General features: G+C 62.4%; 19 protein-coding genes. 14 read left to right on the forward strand and 5 right to left on the reverse strand.

All coding sequences use genetic code 11. The features are described 5' to 3' along the window. Both FJ425_RS00480 and FJ425_RS00485 read right to left on the reverse strand, forming a co-directional pair. Positions 1-1881, reverse strand: coding sequence for a murein L,D-transpeptidase (locus FJ425_RS00480; RefSeq protein ID WP_140720938.1), 1881 nt, complete (start codon positions 1879-1881; stop codon positions 1-3). Positions 1882-2104: 223 nt separating this feature from the next. Beyond that, positions 2105-2851, reverse strand: a complete 747-nt coding sequence (locus tag FJ425_RS00485) for a 3-oxoacyl-ACP reductase family protein (RefSeq protein WP_140628088.1) — start codon at positions 2849-2851, stop codon at positions 2105-2107. 99 nt (positions 2852-2950) lie between these two features. Here FJ425_RS00485 and FJ425_RS00490 point away from each other — a divergent pair, with 99 nt between their 5' ends. Both FJ425_RS00490 and FJ425_RS00495 read left to right on the forward strand, forming a co-directional pair. Next, complete coding sequence (locus FJ425_RS00490; RefSeq protein ID WP_140628085.1) at positions 2951-3562, forward strand: TetR/AcrR family transcriptional regulator; 612 nt, start codon at positions 2951-2953, stop codon at positions 3560-3562. A gap of 174 nt (positions 3563-3736) precedes the next feature. After that, positions 3737-4138, forward strand: a complete 402-nt coding sequence (locus FJ425_RS00495; protein ID WP_095765408.1) for a rhodanese-like domain-containing protein — start codon at positions 3737-3739, stop codon at positions 4136-4138. Positions 4139-4146: 8 nt separating this feature from the next. Here the strand turns inward: FJ425_RS00495 and FJ425_RS00500 are convergent, their stop codons facing one another. Next, a complete protein-coding gene (locus FJ425_RS00500) occupies positions 4147-5055 on the reverse strand; it encodes an alpha/beta hydrolase (protein WP_140720941.1) in 909 nt (302 codons plus the stop codon). A 47-nt stretch (positions 5056-5102) separates the two neighbouring features. Here FJ425_RS00500 and FJ425_RS00505 point away from each other — a divergent pair, with 47 nt between their 5' ends. Further along, positions 5103-5555 carry a MarR family transcriptional regulator gene (locus tag FJ425_RS00505; protein ID WP_140720944.1) on the forward strand — a complete coding sequence of 151 codons (453 nt, stop codon included), beginning with the start codon at positions 5103-5105 and terminating at the stop codon, positions 5553-5555. A 12-nt stretch (positions 5556-5567) separates the two neighbouring features. On the opposite strand, the gene FJ425_RS00510 is transcribed toward FJ425_RS00505, so the two are convergent. Then, positions 5568-6179, reverse strand: coding sequence for a pyridoxamine 5'-phosphate oxidase family protein (locus FJ425_RS00510; RefSeq protein WP_140720946.1), 612 nt, complete (start codon positions 6177-6179; stop codon positions 5568-5570). A gap of 147 nt (positions 6180-6326) precedes the next feature. Between FJ425_RS00510 and FJ425_RS00515 the strand changes: the two genes are divergently transcribed. Next, positions 6327-6782 carry a nuclear transport factor 2 family protein gene (locus tag FJ425_RS00515; protein ID WP_140720949.1) on the forward strand — a complete coding sequence of 152 codons (456 nt, stop codon included), beginning with the start codon at positions 6327-6329 and terminating at the stop codon, positions 6780-6782. Here the strand turns inward: FJ425_RS00515 and FJ425_RS00520 are convergent. After that, a complete protein-coding gene (locus FJ425_RS00520; protein WP_140720952.1) occupies positions 6779-7132 on the reverse strand; it encodes a DUF971 domain-containing protein in 354 nt (117 codons plus the stop codon). The two genes, FJ425_RS00515 and FJ425_RS00520, sit on opposite strands and share 4 nt — an antisense overlap. Positions 7133-7330: 198 nt before the next feature. Here FJ425_RS00520 and moaA point away from each other — a divergent pair, with 198 nt between their 5' ends. The 10 genes from moaA to FJ425_RS00570 all read left to right on the forward strand — a co-directional run bounded on the left by moaA (position 7331) and on the right by FJ425_RS00570 (position 15143). Continuing rightward, positions 7331-8326, forward strand: coding sequence for a GTP 3',8-cyclase MoaA (moaA, locus tag FJ425_RS00525; protein ID WP_140720955.1), 996 nt, complete (start codon positions 7331-7333; stop codon positions 8324-8326). 55 nt (positions 8327-8381) lie between these two features. After that, positions 8382-8876: a hypothetical protein gene (locus tag FJ425_RS00530; RefSeq protein WP_140720958.1), complete on the forward strand. Its 495-nt coding sequence runs from the start codon at positions 8382-8384 to the stop codon at positions 8874-8876. A gap of 113 nt (positions 8877-8989) precedes the next feature. Then, entirely contained in the window at positions 8990-9346 is a 357-nt protein-coding gene (locus FJ425_RS00535; RefSeq protein WP_140628062.1) for a hypothetical protein, read from the forward strand. A gap of 125 nt (positions 9347-9471) precedes the next feature. Continuing rightward, positions 9472-10392 (forward strand): DMT family transporter, encoded by a 921-nt coding sequence (locus tag FJ425_RS00540; protein ID WP_140628059.1) that lies wholly within the window; start codon positions 9472-9474, stop codon positions 10390-10392. Positions 10393-10397: 5 nt separating this feature from the next. Further along, entirely contained in the window at positions 10398-11030 is a 633-nt protein-coding gene (mobA, locus tag FJ425_RS00545) for a molybdenum cofactor guanylyltransferase MobA (RefSeq protein ID WP_140628050.1), read from the forward strand. Continuing rightward, complete coding sequence (gene mobB / locus FJ425_RS00550; RefSeq protein WP_140628047.1) at positions 11027-11542, forward strand: molybdopterin-guanine dinucleotide biosynthesis protein B; 516 nt, start codon at positions 11027-11029, stop codon at positions 11540-11542. The genes mobA and mobB overlap by 4 nt, the downstream gene beginning before the upstream one ends. A gap of 151 nt (positions 11543-11693) precedes the next feature. After that, positions 11694-12479: an ABC transporter substrate-binding protein gene (locus FJ425_RS00555; protein WP_140720961.1), complete on the forward strand. Its 786-nt coding sequence runs from the start codon at positions 11694-11696 to the stop codon at positions 12477-12479. Between the two features lie 78 nt (positions 12480-12557). Continuing rightward, positions 12558-13274, forward strand: a complete 717-nt coding sequence (locus tag FJ425_RS00560; protein WP_140628043.1) for an ABC transporter permease — start codon at positions 12558-12560, stop codon at positions 13272-13274. Further along, on the forward strand, positions 13271-14095 hold the full coding sequence (locus FJ425_RS00565) for an ABC transporter permease (protein ID WP_140628041.1): 825 nt from the start codon (positions 13271-13273) through the stop codon (positions 14093-14095). The genes FJ425_RS00560 and FJ425_RS00565 overlap by 4 nt, the downstream gene beginning before the upstream one ends. 178 nt (positions 14096-14273) lie before the next feature. Continuing rightward, positions 14274-15143, forward strand: coding sequence for an NAD(P)-dependent oxidoreductase (locus FJ425_RS00570; RefSeq protein WP_140628037.1), 870 nt, complete (start codon positions 14274-14276; stop codon positions 15141-15143). The last annotated feature ends 1 nt before the right edge of the window (position 15144 follow it).

The following is a 15144-nucleotide window of genomic DNA, read 5'->3' on the forward strand; positions in this document are numbered from 1 at the left end:
TCAGCTTGACGGCGTGCGCACCGCTTCGGTCGCGTCGAGCGCCTGCATCAGCTTGGAATCGCGGCCATAGACGTCGTCGAAATACTCGACCTTGCCGGACATGTCCGGCCATGCGGTGAAATAGGCGACATAGACCGGAATGACGCGCGTGACATTCTCGGTCGAATGGCCGTGCTTCAGCTTTTCGGCGATATCGTCGACCGTGGTGCCCAGCACGGCGGCGGCCATGCCGCGCGGATCCTGCAGCCGCACGCAGCCATGGCTGAGCGCGCGCATGTCGCGCTCGAAGAACGACTTCTGCGGCGTGTCGTGCATGTAGATGGCATGCTTGTTGGGGAAGAGGATCTTCAACTCGCCCAGCGCATTGGCCTCGCTCGGCTGCTGCCGCACATTGAACGGAATGTTGGCGCCATAAGCACCCCAATCGACCGCCGCCGATGGGATGCGCTTGCCGTGACTATCCGTCACCTCATAGCCGGCGCGGTCGAGATAGCCCGGATCGCCGCGCAGTCTTGGCAGCATCTCGTTGACGATGATCGACTGCGGCACGCCCCAATAAGGATGGAAGTCGACCTGCTTGATCTGGTTGTAGAAGAAGGCGGTCTGGTTGGTGACCCGACCGATGACCGCGCGGGTCTTCAGCTTCTCCTCGCCATTGTCGATATAGCTGGCGGTGAAGGCGGGCTGGTTGATGAAGACGCGCGGACTGCCGAGATCAGACGGCATCCAGCGCAGTTCCTCGAGCGCGACCTTGACCTTCTCGACCTTGTCGGCCTTTGAGGCGCCGGCCAATGAAGCCACCGTGCGCGGGCCGATGACGCCGTCGCCCTTCATGCCGGCGCGCTGCTGCACCGCCTTGATCACCGGCACCAGCTCTGGATCGTAGAGCTCGCTCTTGCCGAGCCTCGCGAGCACTTCGCCATAGCTGCCACCCATCTCGTCATCGAGATTACGGGAAATAAGCGTCAGCAATTTCGGCAGTTCCGGGCTGCTCTCGCCGGGCTTGAGCAGGAGCTTGGGATCGACGACGATCTCGTTTTCCTCGCTCGCCTCGAGCGCTTCCAGTTCGACGCGCAGCGCCTGGTATTCGGCATTCTGCGGATGCCGCGATTCGAGATAGGTGCGGACCTCCTGGGTATGCGCCAGCGTCTTCAGCACGCCTTCGAGATCGAGCGGCTTGGCCGGGAAATCGTAATAGCCGGTCATCCGGTTGGGATCGACGCGGCCGCTCTGGGCATCATGGGCATAGCGCAGCACGCGCGCCGACAGCGCCATCTCGAAACGGACCAGTTCCTTGGTCTGCTCTTCCGGTGTGGCGGCGGAATGAGCGGCTGCCGGGACATCGACGGAGTAGTCGGCCGGCGTCAGGCCATAGCTCGCCGCCTCCCCCAGGACGCGCACTGCATCCTGCGCCCGGCTGTTGGGGATATTGTCGCTCACCCAGATGAAATCCGGATTGGCCGAATAATAGGCGATCAGCGCCTTGGCGATATCCGGCTCGGCAAACAGCTCGTAGTCGCTCAAGCCAGCGACGGCATCGCGGAAGCTGTTGCTCGTCACAGACGGCACAAACGCGGCGTCCTGAGCGGCCGTGGCCTGCGGTGCCGGCAGCAGCGATTTGAAATCGACCCGCACAAGCTTGTCGGCCCTGTAGGTGTTGTAGGTCGGACCGCTGATCCTGACGCTGCCACCATCCTCTCCGGCCGGCCGCATCTTGCGCGGTTTCGGCGGCGGCGGGAACTCGCCTTGCGGGTTATGCCGGATGCCGCCGCCGAACAGCATGTCGAACAGCCCTTGCGCGCTTGCCGGCTGCTGCCCGAAGGCCAGTGTCGCGACGATGGCGACCGGCAGGACGGTTCTTTTGTTCCCGAGGATTTTCATGCTTCACCCGCACCGGTTGTGGCCGGTTCCCGTTCCGCGCCGCTGGACGGTCCCGCCCTCCGCATGGCGGATGTATGACGTGACTATACCGATTCATACCGATTTCGTTAAGCTTCCATAAATTTTCGCGGCCGTGTTGCAGAACAGTTTCACATCCTTGTGAGGCCCGAGGCAGTGGCTGTCCTCGGGCCTCACACGCATGTGGCGGTGTCGAAAAAAACAATCAGGCGTTGGCGCCGCCATCTATGGTCAACGAGGCTCCCGTGACGAAGCGGCCCTCAGGACTTGCCAGCCAGGCCACCATTCCCGCGATCTCCTCGGCCTCACCGAAGCGCGGCGTTGCCATCTTGCGGCGCTGGTGCTCCGCATGTGGCCCGCTGGCGGGATTCATGTCGGTGTCTGTGGAGCCCGGATGAACAATGTTGGCGGTGATGCCGCGTGGGCCCAGGTCGCGCGCCAGGGCCTTTGTCAAGCCGATCAGCGCCGCCTTGCTGGTCGAATAGGCGCTGAGCCCAGGATCGGTCACCCGCTCGGCCAGATTGCTGCCGATCGAGATGATCCTACCCCCATCCGCCATGTGTCGGGCTGCGGCCTTGGAAGCGACGAAAGGCGCTCGGAGATTGACCTCCATGCTCTCGTCGAAATCGGCGAGCGAGAGGGAATCGATCGGCGCGGCGCGCCATATGCCGGCACTGTTGACCAGTATGTCGAGCCGCCCGAACGTGTCCATCGCCTGATCGACGGCATGCTCGATCGCTTCGGCATCGCGACCATCAGCCCTAATGGCGACGGCACGCCCGCCCGCCGCCTCGATCTCGTCAACGACAGCCTGCGCCTGCGCTTCCCCATTCACATAGGTCAGCGCGACGCTGGCACCCTCACGCGCCAGTCTTTTTGCGATTGCCGCGCCGATGCCGCGGCTGCCGCCGGTCACAAAAGCGGCCCTGCCGCGCAGCTGATTGGAAGTCATTGATCTCTCCTTTGTGTAACGATCGATACATAAATACCTGTCAGCCTTGCCCGTAATCGTCAAGTGAATTATGTAACGATCAACACAGAAAAGAGCGCCATGTCGGAAAGAGGCCGTCCCCGAAGTTTCGATCGAACCGCCGCGTTGCGGCGCGCGATGGAGCTGTTCTGGGCCAAAGGCTATGAGGGTACCTCGATCGCAGACCTGACCGCGGCAATGAGGATCGGGTCTCCCAGCCTCTATGCCGCATTCGGCAGCAAGGAGGCGCTCTTCCTTGAAGCGACCGAATATTACACGCACGCCGAAGGTACCGAGATCTGGGCGGCGCTCGACAAGGCGCCGACGGCATGCCAGGCGGTGGAGAACTTCCTGCGACAGACAGCCAAGGCCTACTCGCAGGGCGATCGCCCGCAGGGCTGCCTTATCGCGCTCGGCGCGCTGCATCAGGACTCAAGCAGTGGCGCGATCTGCGATGATCTGCGCCGCCGCCGGGCGGAAAACCGGACCGCCTTGCTGCGACGGCTCGAGCGCGCCGTGGCGGAGGGCGAATTGCCGGCAAGCTTCGACAGCGGCACCGCGGCGACCTTCTATGCTACGGTTCAGCACGGCATGTCGATCCAGGCGCGCGACGGCGCAACCCATGCCGCTCTTATGGCGACCGTTGCCGGCGCCATGGCGGCGTGGACGACGATGGCCGGCACTAGAGCATGATCCCGAAAAGTGGGAACTGGGTTTTTGGAGAAGATCATGCTCCAACAAACAGTTAGATCGTGACGGCGATTCAACGAAACGCCATCCCGATCTAACGCCTGACCTCGTGACAAACGTCAGTCTTTGTGATCGAAATTTCGGCGGCCGCAGCAAGCGTGGCCGGGAGGATTTGCCGTGAAGAAAGGTTATCGCCAGCTTCTCGACGAGGCGAATGCCGAGATCGAGGTCGTGTCGCCTGAGGAGGCAGCGGGGCTGCTGGAGGATGAGGACACAATCTTCGTCGATCTGCGCGACCCGCGCGAGGTCGAACGTGACGGCAAGATCCCCGGCGCCAAGCATGTGACGCGCGGCATGCTGGAATTCTGGATCGATCCCGAAAGCCCGTACCACAAGCCGTTCTTCGCCAGCGGCAAGACCTTCGTCTTCTTCTGCGCCGGAGGCTGGCGCTCGGCTTTAGCCACCAAGACGGCGCAGGACATGGGCCTGACGCCGGTCAAGCATATCCTCGGCGGCTATACCGCCTGGAAAGCAGCGGGCCTGCCCGTAGAGCCGGGGCAGAAAAAGAAGGCGGACTGATAGGTCGATTAGTGCAGGGCCGTTTCCCGCTGCCCAGTCACAAAGTCGACCGCGCGCGCGACGACATCCCTGTCGGCGAGGATACGCCGGTGGCCAAGCCCCTCGGCCCAATGCAGGTGGACATGCTCGCCGGCGCCCGCATAACGCTTCGCGTGGTCGGCATGGACCTCGCGATCGTCCGGCGCGTGGATGACCAGTGTCGGCACCGACGCTGCGGCCAGTTGGCGGTCGCCGGTGAATTCGCTGAGCGGACGCCCCGAAAGGTATCTCACCCTGTCCGCCATGGCGACGCGCGAGCGCGGCCCGACATTCATCATATCGCTGAAGTCGTCGAAGATTGCAGGCAGCGAGCTCGGCGCCGCAATCAGCACCAGCTTTTGCGCCGCAAGCGGCGGCATGCCCTTGACCGATGCGGCGACGGCATTGGCGGCAATCGCGCCGCCGAAGGAATGGCCGACGGCGGCGGCAAAGGGGCCGAACCATTCGCCGGCGACCCGCGCCGCGTCCACGGCAGTCACCATGTTGAGATGGCGGCCTAGCGAATGGCCATGTCCGGGCAGGTCGAGCGAAACAACCTTGTAGCCGGCGCCGCGAAACCCTTCGATCAAAGCGCGCATATATTCGGTACGCGAGCGCCAGCCATGAATGACGAGCGCCGTGCCGCGCGACTCCCTGTCCGGCTCCGGCCGGAATTCATGCACCGCGACGCAATCGGTCCTGGTTTTCAGCCTGTGATGGCGCGCCTCGGCCATGAAGGCAGAGGCACGCTCCACAGCGCGCCGTTCGCCGTCGCTCAGGGATTTGACGTTGGGTGTGCGGCAAAACAATTCGAAGGCGGCGCGGCCGCTAAGACGCGGCGCAACATGCTCGGCCGCGCCGAAAACGCCCCGGATGACCTTCATTCCAAATGATGCCATATTGGCAGTCCATCCATTCGTTCAAGCATGAACATAATAGTTCAAACATGAACATTAAGCAAGAGCTACCCTGGGACAACCCTCGCTTTCGCAACTGGGTTGCGGTGGCGCGCGCCTGCCATGTGCTGGAGCGCACGCTGGCGGTTAAGCTCGCCCCGCTCGACCTCAAGCCGGCGCAGCTCGACGTGCTGATGAACCTCTACCGCCACCCCGGCATGTCGCAACACGACCTTGCCCGCAAGCTGCTCGTCGGCCGCTCCAACATCACCATGCTGCTGCCGCAGCTCGAGGCGCGCGGGTTGCTGCGTCGCGGAGGCGACGAGAAGGACAAGCGGGTGCTGCGGCTGAACCTCACCGACGCGGGCGAGGCTCTGCTGATGAAGGCCCTGAAGGTGCACATGGCGCTGATCGAAAAGGCGATGAGCCAGTCGACGCCGGAGCAGTGCGACATGATCGGCGAGCAGATGCGCAAGATCGCCGACGTGCTGAAGGAAGCCTGAGCCGGCTTCCAATCACCACATCGTTTTCTTTGCTCTTTCCGGCCATTCCCTATCATAGGCCTCGCCGTCGATGTTCTTGCGGCTGGTGATCTCGAGAATCCGGCCGGGTGTCGGCAGCGACTTCGGGTCGACATGCATGGCCGGGTTCCAGAGCTCGGAGCGCACGATGGCGCGGGCGCATTGGAAATAGACCGTGTCGACATCGATGACGGTGACCGAGCGGGCCGGCTTGCCGTCGACCGTGAAAGACGCGCAAAGCTCGGCATCGGTCGTGATGTGAGCGCGGCCGTTGATCCGCAGCGTGGTGCCCGAGCCCGGCACCAGAAAGAGCAGCCCGACGCGCGGATCGCGAATGATGTTCTTCAGCGAATCGGCGCGGTTGTTGCCGCGCCTGTCGGGCATCATCAGCGTCTTGTCATCGACAATGCGCACGAAGCCGGCGAGATCGCCGCGCGGCGAGCAGTCGAGGCCCTCGGGCCCGCTCGTCGCCAGCGCCACGAAGGGCGAGGCCGCGATGAAGGCGGCATATTCGGGAATCACATGGTCGAGTTCCTTGACGACCGAAGCTTCGCCCGGCAGGCCATAGAGCGCTTCGAGCTGTTCGACCGTGGTAATCTCAGACATTTTCCCGCCTCCGAACCTTTGCCGGCGTTACCCCAACTCTATGACGTCCTCGCGACGTGCCAAACCTGACAATCAGGAAACGGGTGTCGACACAATGATTTCCGGCGCAAACTGTGTTCACCGTACAAAACGGACACGGAGATCGACATGGACAAAGCAGTTGAGCGGCAAAGCACCGCCATGGAACTTCTCGAAAACATGTTCGACGTTGAAATGCGATTCCTGCAATCGGGGTCGGGCAACATCGAGATGCTGACCAGCGCCTTCCACAGGGATGTCGTCGCGCATGAACCGCACTCACTGCCCTATGCCGGCGACTGGAACGGCCTTGAAGGCATCGCCTCTCTTTTCCAGACGATGCACGAAAGCTGGAGCGGTGTTGCGGTGGAGAACCTTCAGGCGGCGCAAAAAGATGACGTCGTCTTTATGAGCTGCACGCTTTCGCTGACAGCGCGAGCCACCGGCGTGACGATCAAGCAGCCATTTGCCGAAGTCCTGCGCTTCAGGAATGGCCGGCTGATTGAAGGCACACCCTTCTACTATGACACCAGCGAGATCCTGGCAGCCCTGGCCAAGCCGAAAGACGCGGACAGGATGGCCTAGCGATCCCGGCTCAGTCCCTTCTCGGCCAACTCGGTAAGATAGGCGTTCCAGCGCTCGTCCTTTTCGTGGCCAAGCGTATGCAGATAGTTCCAGGTGAAGATGCCGGTGTCGTGAAAATCGTCGAAGGTGATGCGCACGGCATAATTGCCGACCGGCTCGATCTTCAGGATGGTGACATTGCGCTTGCCGGGAACCGTCACCCGTTGCTCCGGCGAATGGCCCTGCACCTCGGCCGAGGGCGAAGCAACGCGCAAAAGTTCGGCCGGCAGTTCGAACGGGTCATGACCGGGAAAGGTGACGGACAGCAGTTTTCTGTCCTTCGAGACTCTGAGTTCCTTCGGCGCCGTCAATGTCGTCCATCCTGCATCAATCCACCCTTCCCTACGCTGCTTCGCTCAGCCGGAAAAGGTCATTTAGACCTTGCCGACATGCGGTGTCGGCCGGGGAATGTTACCAAAGATCAAGACCGTCTATCTTGAATGCGGCATTGGATCGTATCACATAGCTGTATATAACGGTGCCGCTCAGGCCATGGGAAACGTTTGCAAATGGACATGATCGACCCCTTCGGTCGCACCATCAGCTATCTGCGCGTGTCGGTCACCGACCGCTGCGATTTTCGCTGCACCTATTGCATGGCCGAGGACATGACGTTCTTGCCGAAGAAGGACCTGTTGTCGCTCGAGGAGCTTGACCGGCTCTGCACCGTTTTCATCGAGAAAGGCGTGAAGAAGCTTAGACTGACGGGCGGCGAGCCGCTGGTTCGCAAGAACATCATGCATCTGGTGCGCCAGCTGTCGCGGCATCTGGAGAGCGGCGCCCTGGAAGAGCTGACGCTGACCACCAACGGCTCGCAGCTGTCGCGCTTCGCGGCCGAGCTCGCCGATTGCGGCGTCAAGCGCATCAACGTCTCGCTCGACACGCTCGATGCCGAGAAATTCCACCAGATCACGCGCTGGGGCAATCTCGGGAAGGTCATGGAAGGCATCGATGCCGCGCAGAAGGCCGGGCTGAAGATTAAGCTCAATGCGGTTGCGCTGCGCGACTTCAACGATGCCGAGATCCCCGAGCTGATGCGCTGGGCGCATGGCCGCGGCATGGACCTCACCCTCATCGAGACGATGCCGATGGGCGAGATCGAGACCGACCGCACCGACCAGTATCTGCCGCTGTCGCTGCTGCGCGCCTCGCTGGAGCGCCAGTTCACGCTCTCCGATATTCCTTACAAGACCGGCGGCCCAGCCCGCTATGTTCATGTCACGGAGACCGGCGGCCGGCTCGGCTTCATCACGCCGATGACGCATAATTTCTGCGAAAGCTGCAACCGCGTACGGCTGACCTGCACCGGCACGCTCTATATGTGCCTTGGCCAGGAGGACGCCGCCGACCTCAGGGCGCCGTTGCGCGCCACCGAAGGCAACGAGCTGCTCGGCGAGGCGATCGACGAGGCCATCGGCCGCAAGCCCAAGGGCCATGATTTCGTCATCGACCGCCGCACCAGCCGTCCTTCGGTATCTCGGCATATGAGCGTCACCGGCGGCTGATTTTTTCTACGATTTGGTGCAGGATCACCTTCGGTCATCGACCAAAGGGGGGATCATGAAACGTCCGCAGCGCATCGGTTGGTCGTCGGTAGCGGCCATCTTGTCCCTGTCGACAATCATGGCGGCGGCCGCGATGGCCAAGCCCTTCACCTACGTGAATGCGCGGTTCGGCCAGTCCTGCACTTTTCCCGACGACATCTTCAACAAGCCGATGCCCGAGCCGGAAAATGGCGACGGACAGCAATGGCTTAGCGCCGACGGCGCCAGCCTGACCTGTTCCGGCATCTACAACGTTGACAACGACACGCCGCAAGGTTTCGTCGTCCAGGAGAAAGCCAGCACCGAACCGGGTTACAAGGTCACCTACAGCAAGACCGGCAAGAATTGGGCGGTGCTCTCCGGCACCAAGGACGGCAACATTTTTTACGAACGGCGCCTGTTCGGAAAGGACGACGTCATTCGCACCGTCTGGATCGAATACCCTGCCGCGCTCAAGGCAAAATACGACCCTTTGGCCGGCTCCATCGCCAAGACCCTGCGCGGCCCTTGAGGTCAGCCTGGCCGCACTGAAAATAAAGCGTTGGCGTCGCCTTCCGGCCGATTTACCGCCGGCCTTTTACAGCCTAGCCTTCGCGCGCAATTTTCGCTCTAGGGGGAGTGCACATGCGCACATTCATGCTTTCACTCGCAATGCTTGGGGTTGCTTCCGTATCGGCCGCGGCTCAATCGATCGGCGGCACCTACACCGTCGCCGGCACCAATTTCGACGGCTCGAAATATGACGGCGAGGCAACCATCACGCTGACCAGCGACACGACCTGCACCATCCACTGGGAAACCGGCGGCTCGACCTCGGACGGCATCTGCATGCGTAACGACAATGCATTTTCCGCCGGCTACGCGATGGGCAAGGAGATAGGTCTCGTCGTCTACAAGATCGAGAAGGACGGCTCCCTGCACGGGCTGTGGACCATCGCCGGCCAGAACGGCAACGGCACCGAGGTGCTGACGCCGAAGTAAGCCTTCCAAAGCTCGGCAAATCGATCTCATGGGCCACGCAGAAATTCGTGGCCCATTTCTTTGCCGTTGCTGTTTTCCGGCTGCCTGCTAGACGGCTGAATTAAAATTGAATCCGGAAAACCCCTTTGCCTCTCTCGCCAAATCTGCGCGGCGCGCTGTTCATGATCGTGGCCATGGTCGGCTTCACCTTGAACGACGCGATCACCAAATTCTCGTCGGAATCGATGAACATGGCGCAGGTCATGCTTGTGCGCGGCGCCTTCGCGTCCCTGTTCGTCGGCCTGCTCGCCTGGCGGCGCGGCGCGCTTGCCAATCCGGCGGCCGTGCTGCAGCCGATGGTGGCGACGCGCGTTGCCGGCGAAGCCGGCGCCACGGTATCGTTTCTGATCGCGCTTGCGCATTTGCCGATCGCCAACGTCTCGGCCGTGCTGCAGGCACTGCCGCTAGCGGTGACCATGGGCGCGGCGCTGTTCTTCGGCGAAGGCGTCGGCTGGCGGCGCTGGCTTGCCATCGCCGTCGGCTTCGCCGGCGTGATGATCATCGTGCGGCCGGGCTTCGAGGGCTTCAGCGTCTATTCGCTGCTGGCATTGACCAGCGTCGCCTGCTGCGCGGTGCGAGACCTCGCCACCAAGCGCATCCCGCAGGCCATCCCGACCATACTGGTGTCGACGGCGACCGCGCTTGCCATGACGGTGCTGGGCGCGCTGCTTTTGTCGCCGATGGGCGGCTGGATGCCGATGAGCGGCCGGGCGACCACGCTTCTGGCGCTGGCAGCGGTGCTGGTGCTCATCGGCTATCAGTTCATCATCATGGCAATGCGCTCGGGCGACATCTCCTTCATCGCCCCATTCCGCTACACCGCGTTATTGTGGTCGATCCTGCTCGGCCTCGTCGTTTTCGGCGATATCCCCGATACGCCGATGACCGTCGGCGCCGCCATCATCATCGGCTCGGGCCTCTATGCGCTCTACCGCGAGCGCGTCGTCGGACGGCAGCAACCTGCCGCCGAAAGCGCTGGACCCGACATGGCACCGGACGGCATATAGGCGCGATGGACCGAACTGTTGCGGGGATCATTCTGGCCGGCGGCCAGTCGCGCCGGATGGGCGGCGGCGACAAGCCGCTCCTTTCATTGGGCAAAGCCAGGCTGATCGACCATGTCGCCACGCGACTGAGGCCGCAGGTCGCCACACTGGGGCTCAACGCGAACGGCGATCCGGCGCGATTTGCCGGCATGGACCTGCCGGTGATCCAAGATACGATGCCGGGCCATGCCGGCCCGCTCGCAGGCATTCTCACCGGCCTCGACTGGGCGGCAACGCAAACAAGCTGCCGATGGCTGGTGAGCGCCGCCGGTGACACGCCGTTCTTTCCCGACAATCTCGTCGAGCGCCTGGTGGCGGCAGCGCTCGATCGGCCCGGCACGATCGCCGTCGCCAGCTCGGACGGCAGATGGCACCCGACCTTCGCGCTCTGGCCGCTCGGCCTGCGCGACGCCTTGCGCCGTTTCCTGGTCGACGAGGACGACCGACGGGTTTCCGCCTTCATGGAGCGGCACGGCCATGTCGAGGTCGAGTTCGCCATGATCGAGGCTCGCGGCCAAAAGATCGATCCTTTCTTCAACATCAACACACCGGACGACCTTGCGGCGGCGGAGCGTCTGTTGCAAAGCCTCGGGCCATGAGACGCATATTCGGCATCACCGGCTGGAAGAACTCCGGCAAGACGACCCTGACGGAAAAGCTGGTCGCCGAACTGGTGGCGCGCGGCTGGACGGTTTCGACGGTGAAGCACGCCCATCATGATTTCGACATCGACAAGCCGGGCGCCGACTCCTTCCGCCACCGCCAGGCGGGCGCGACGGAGGTCGCCATCGTCTCCGGCCGGCGCTGGGCCCTGATGCACGAGTTGCGCGACGAGAACGAGCCGGCGCTGGACGACATTCTGGCGCGGCTGTCGCCCTCGGACATCGTGCTGGTCGAAGGCTACAAGCGCGAACCACATAAGAAGATCGAGGCAAGGCGGCTCGATGCCAAGGATCGGACGCCGCTTTCGGCCAACGATCCCAACATTGTCGCGGTTGCCGCCGACTTCATGGTCGAAGGCGAAAAGCTGCCGGTTTTCCACCTCGACGACACGAAATCGATAGCCGACTTTGTGGAGCGCAGCACAGGTCTCGTGGCTCAAACCAAGTAACGCAGCGGCACATCCCGATTGTCGTTTGCCGTTGAATTGCAGTTGCTTTTTTCTCGCAAAGAGTGGGAGTATCCGCCTCAGCGGGTGGTCAAGAAACGGCCGCCCACAAGAGCCGCACGGGACAGCGGCCATGACATATGAGAGGATTATCATGCGTATTGCACTGCGTATCGCGCTTGCCGCTTCGGCCGCGCTGCTGACACTCGGCGTCGCCCAGGCTCAGGAAAAGACCCTGAGGATCGGCACCGAAGGCGCGTACCCGCCCTTCAACAACCTGACCTCGGACGGCCAGCTGGTCGGCTTCGACATCGATATCGCCAAGGCTCTCTGTGACGAGATGAAGGTGAAATGCACCTTCGTCGCGCAGGATTGGGACGGCATCATCCCGGCGCTCCAGGCCGGCAAGTTCGACGCCATCGTCGCCTCGATGTCGATCACGCCCGAGCGCCAGGAAAAGGTCGACTTCACCCACAAATACTACAACACCCCGTCGGCCATTGCGGTGCCGAAGGATTCGCCGCTCAAGGGCGTGACCAAGGAAGATCTCACCGGCAAGAACATCGGCGTCGCCACCACGACCACGCACTACAACTACGCGTCGAAGACCTTCACGGACAGCACCATCAAGGGCTATCCGAGCAGCCCCGAGGAACAGGCAGACCTCGCCAATGGCCGTCTCGATGCGATCGAGGACGACATCGTCGTGCTGCAGCAGTGGCTGGATTCGCCGGACGGCGCCTGCTGCAAGATCCTCGGCCAGCCGTCGCCGCAGCCGGTGGAAATCTTCGGACCGGGCGCCGGCATCGCCGTGCGCAAGGGCGAGACCGATCTGGTCAACAAGCTGAACAACGCGATCGACGCCATCCGCAAGAACGGAAAGTACAAGGAAATCAACGACAAGTACTTCAAGTTCGACGTCTACGGCGCCGAATCCTGATCGATACGCCAAGGGCGGTGAGGCATCCCTCACCGCCCTTAAATCCTTCCGGGATCGCCACGGAGACACGACCCGTCAATGCCGGCCCAAAGCATTTGGACACTTCTCAGCTGGGGACCGGAGGGCTGGAGTGACGATATTGCGTCTGGCGTTCTGGTCACCATCGCGCTGGCGCTCGCTACACTGCCGATTGGCCTGGTGACCGGCTTTTTCGTCGCCTTCGCCAAGCAGCATGAAGAATCCTCGCTGCGCCTGGCCGGCAACATCTACACCACGGTCTTTCGCGGTCTGCCCGAACTGGTGACGCTGTTCCTGTTCTTCTTCGGCATGCCGCTTCTCCTGCAATATGTCGTGCGGCTGTTCAATCCCGACGCGACGATCAACGTCAACAGCTTCATCGCCGGCATGATCGTGCTGTCGCTGATCTTTTCCTCTTATGCCAGCGAGGTCTTCCTCTCCGCGTTCCGCGCCATTCCGAAAGGCCAGTATGAGGGCGGTTACGCCATTGGCCTGTCAAAATGGCAAACGATGCGGCTCATCGTCCTGCCGCAGCTGATACGCATCGCTTTTCCGGGCCTCGAAAATTGCTGGCTAAGCCTGCTCAAGGACACATCCCTGGTGTCGGTGGTCAATCTCGCCGAGACCCTGCGCCAATCCGGTGTCGCCGCGCGCGTCACCAGGCATGCCTTCCTGTTCTACAGCGTTGCGGCGCTGATCTTTCTGGCGCTGGCCGTCCTGTCGTCGATCGCCACGAGCTACATCCTGCGCTACCTCGGACGGAGGGAGGCGCGGTGAGCGTCAGCCAGGCCATCGCCATCGACAAGCCGCCTCCGCAAGCGCGCGGGTGGTCGCGAGCCCGTATCCTCGGCTACGCGCTGGTCGGCATCTGGGTGCTGTTCGGCGCCGGCATCATCGCCTATCTGGTCTATGCCTGGAACGCCGAATTCTTCGCCAGATATGCTCCCGCCTATCTGCAAGGCCTGGGGACCACCCTATCGCTGGTGAGCATTTCGATGGTCGTTGGCGCGCTCCTGTCGCTGCCGGTCGCCTATGGCCGCATGTCGAAGAACCCGATCCTATCTGCGCTTGCCTATTGCTACGTCTATTTCTTCCGCGGCACGCCGCTGCTCGTGCAGACCTACCTGGTCTATTACGGCATCGGCTCGTTCCGGCCTGAGCTTGAGACGGTCGGGCTGTGGTGGTTCTTCCGCGAGGCCTTCTATTGCGGCGTCTTTGCCTTCTCGCTCAACACCGCCGCCTATCAGGCCGAAATCCTGCGCGGCGCCATCGAAAGCGTGACGCGCGGCCAATGGGAAGGTGCGGCCTCGCTCGGATTGCACAGGTTGCAGACGCTGCGCAAGGTGATCATGCCCCAGGCGATCATCGTCGCGCTGAGACCCTACGGCAACGAGCTCATCCTGATGATCAAGGCTTCCGCGATCGTCGCCATCATCACCGTCTACGACTTGATGGGCAACGCCAAGCTCGCCTACGCGAAATCCTTCGACATCCAGGCCTATATCTGGGTGGCGATCGTCTATCTGGTGATGGTCGAGATCCTGCGCCATGGCGTCGAGTGGATCGAGCGCCGCATCACCGTCCATCTGCATCGCTAATACATGTCGCCTAAAAGTGCGCAGCGGTTTTAGGGGAAACGACATGCATAAAACAAAGACTTAGATCGCCACCCCGGCCGCCTGCACCAGCCGAAGCGGCTCTGCGTGCCTTGACGAATTTTTCGCTTGGCCTAGACCTTCCGCCACTGGAAACTGTGTTTTGTTGGAAGGCAGGCTTATGGCATCGGTTGCATTTCTCGGTCTTGGCGTCATGGGCTATCCGATGGCCGGGCACCTCAGGAACAAGGGCGGCCATGACGTCACCGTCTACAACCGCACCAAGGCAAGGGCCGAGCAGTGGGTGGCCCAGCATGGCGGCAAACTGGCGCTGACGCCGGCCGAAGCAGCCGAGGGCAAGGACTTCGTCTTCTCCTGCGTCGGCAATGACGATGATCTGCGCTCGGTCACCACAGGTGCGAGCGGCGCCTTCACCGCGATGAAGAAGGGTGCCGTCTTCATCGACAACACCACAGCGTCGGCCGAGGTCGCGCGCGAGCTTGACGACGCCGCGCGCAAGGCGGGCTTCTCCTTCCTCGACGCGCCGGTGTCAGGCGGACAGGCCGGGGCCGAGAACGGCGTGCTGACCGTTATGGTCGGCGGCGATGAGGCCGCCTTCGACAAGGCCAGGCCCGTCATCGACGCCTACGCTCGCATGGTCGGCCTGATGGGATCGGCTGGCGCAGGCCAGTTGACCAAGATGATCAACCAGATCGCCATCGCCGGCCTCGTCCAGGGCCTGGCCGAGGGCATCCATTTCGGCAAGAAGGCTGGCCTCGACATCGAGAAGGTCATCGAGGTGATCTCCAAGGGCGCGGCCGGTTCCTGGCAGATGGAGAACCGCCACAAGACAATGAACGCCGGCAAATACGATTTCGGCTTCGCCGTCGATTGGATGCGCAAGGATCTCGGCATCTGCCTGGCGGAGGCCAATCGCAACGGCGCCAAGTTGCCGGTGACGGCATTGGTCGACCAGTTCTACAAGGATGTGCAGGACATGGGCGGCAAGCGCTGGGACACGTCCTCGCTGCTGGCGCGCCTGGAAAGATAGG

Source organism: Mesorhizobium sp. B2-7-2 (assembly GCF_006440775.1).
Taxonomy (GTDB): Bacteria; Pseudomonadota; Alphaproteobacteria; order Rhizobiales; family Rhizobiaceae; genus Mesorhizobium.

Excerpts from the sequence above, each read along its gene's own strand:
- FJ425_RS00505 (WP_140720944.1), top strand. The coding sequence starts at position 5,103 with ATGAACATTAAGCAAGAGCTACCCTGGGACAACCCTCGCTTTCGCAAC.
- FJ425_RS00490 (WP_140628085.1), top strand. The coding sequence starts at position 2,951 with ATGTCGGAAAGAGGCCGTCCCCGAAGTTTCGATCGAACCGCCGCGTTG.
- FJ425_RS00485 (WP_140628088.1), bottom strand. The coding sequence starts at position 2,851 with ATGACTTCCAATCAGCTGCGCGGCAGGGCCGCTTTTGTGACCGGCGGC.
- moaA (WP_140720955.1), top strand. The coding sequence starts at position 7,331 with ATGGACATGATCGACCCCTTCGGTCGCACCATCAGCTATCTGCGCGTG.
- FJ425_RS00560 (WP_140628043.1), top strand. The coding sequence starts at position 12,558 with ATGCCGGCCCAAAGCATTTGGACACTTCTCAGCTGGGGACCGGAGGGC.
- FJ425_RS00535 (WP_140628062.1), top strand. The coding sequence starts at position 8,990 with ATGCGCACATTCATGCTTTCACTCGCAATGCTTGGGGTTGCTTCCGTA.
- FJ425_RS00515 (WP_140720949.1), top strand. The coding sequence starts at position 6,327 with ATGGACAAAGCAGTTGAGCGGCAAAGCACCGCCATGGAACTTCTCGAA.
- mobB (WP_140628047.1), top strand. The coding sequence starts at position 11,027 with ATGAGACGCATATTCGGCATCACCGGCTGGAAGAACTCCGGCAAGACG.
- FJ425_RS00480 (WP_140720938.1), bottom strand. The coding sequence starts at position 1,881 with ATGAAAATCCTCGGGAACAAAAGAACCGTCCTGCCGGTCGCCATCGTC.
- mobA (WP_140628050.1), top strand. The coding sequence starts at position 10,398 with ATGGACCGAACTGTTGCGGGGATCATTCTGGCCGGCGGCCAGTCGCGC.
- FJ425_RS00555 (WP_140720961.1), top strand. The coding sequence starts at position 11,694 with ATGCGTATTGCACTGCGTATCGCGCTTGCCGCTTCGGCCGCGCTGCTG.
- FJ425_RS00500 (WP_140720941.1), bottom strand. The coding sequence starts at position 5,055 with ATGGCATCATTTGGAATGAAGGTCATCCGGGGCGTTTTCGGCGCGGCC.
- FJ425_RS00530 (WP_140720958.1), top strand. The coding sequence starts at position 8,382 with ATGAAACGTCCGCAGCGCATCGGTTGGTCGTCGGTAGCGGCCATCTTG.
- FJ425_RS00510 (WP_140720946.1), bottom strand. The coding sequence starts at position 6,179 with ATGTCTGAGATTACCACGGTCGAACAGCTCGAAGCGCTCTATGGCCTG.
- FJ425_RS00570 (WP_140628037.1), top strand. The coding sequence starts at position 14,274 with ATGGCATCGGTTGCATTTCTCGGTCTTGGCGTCATGGGCTATCCGATG.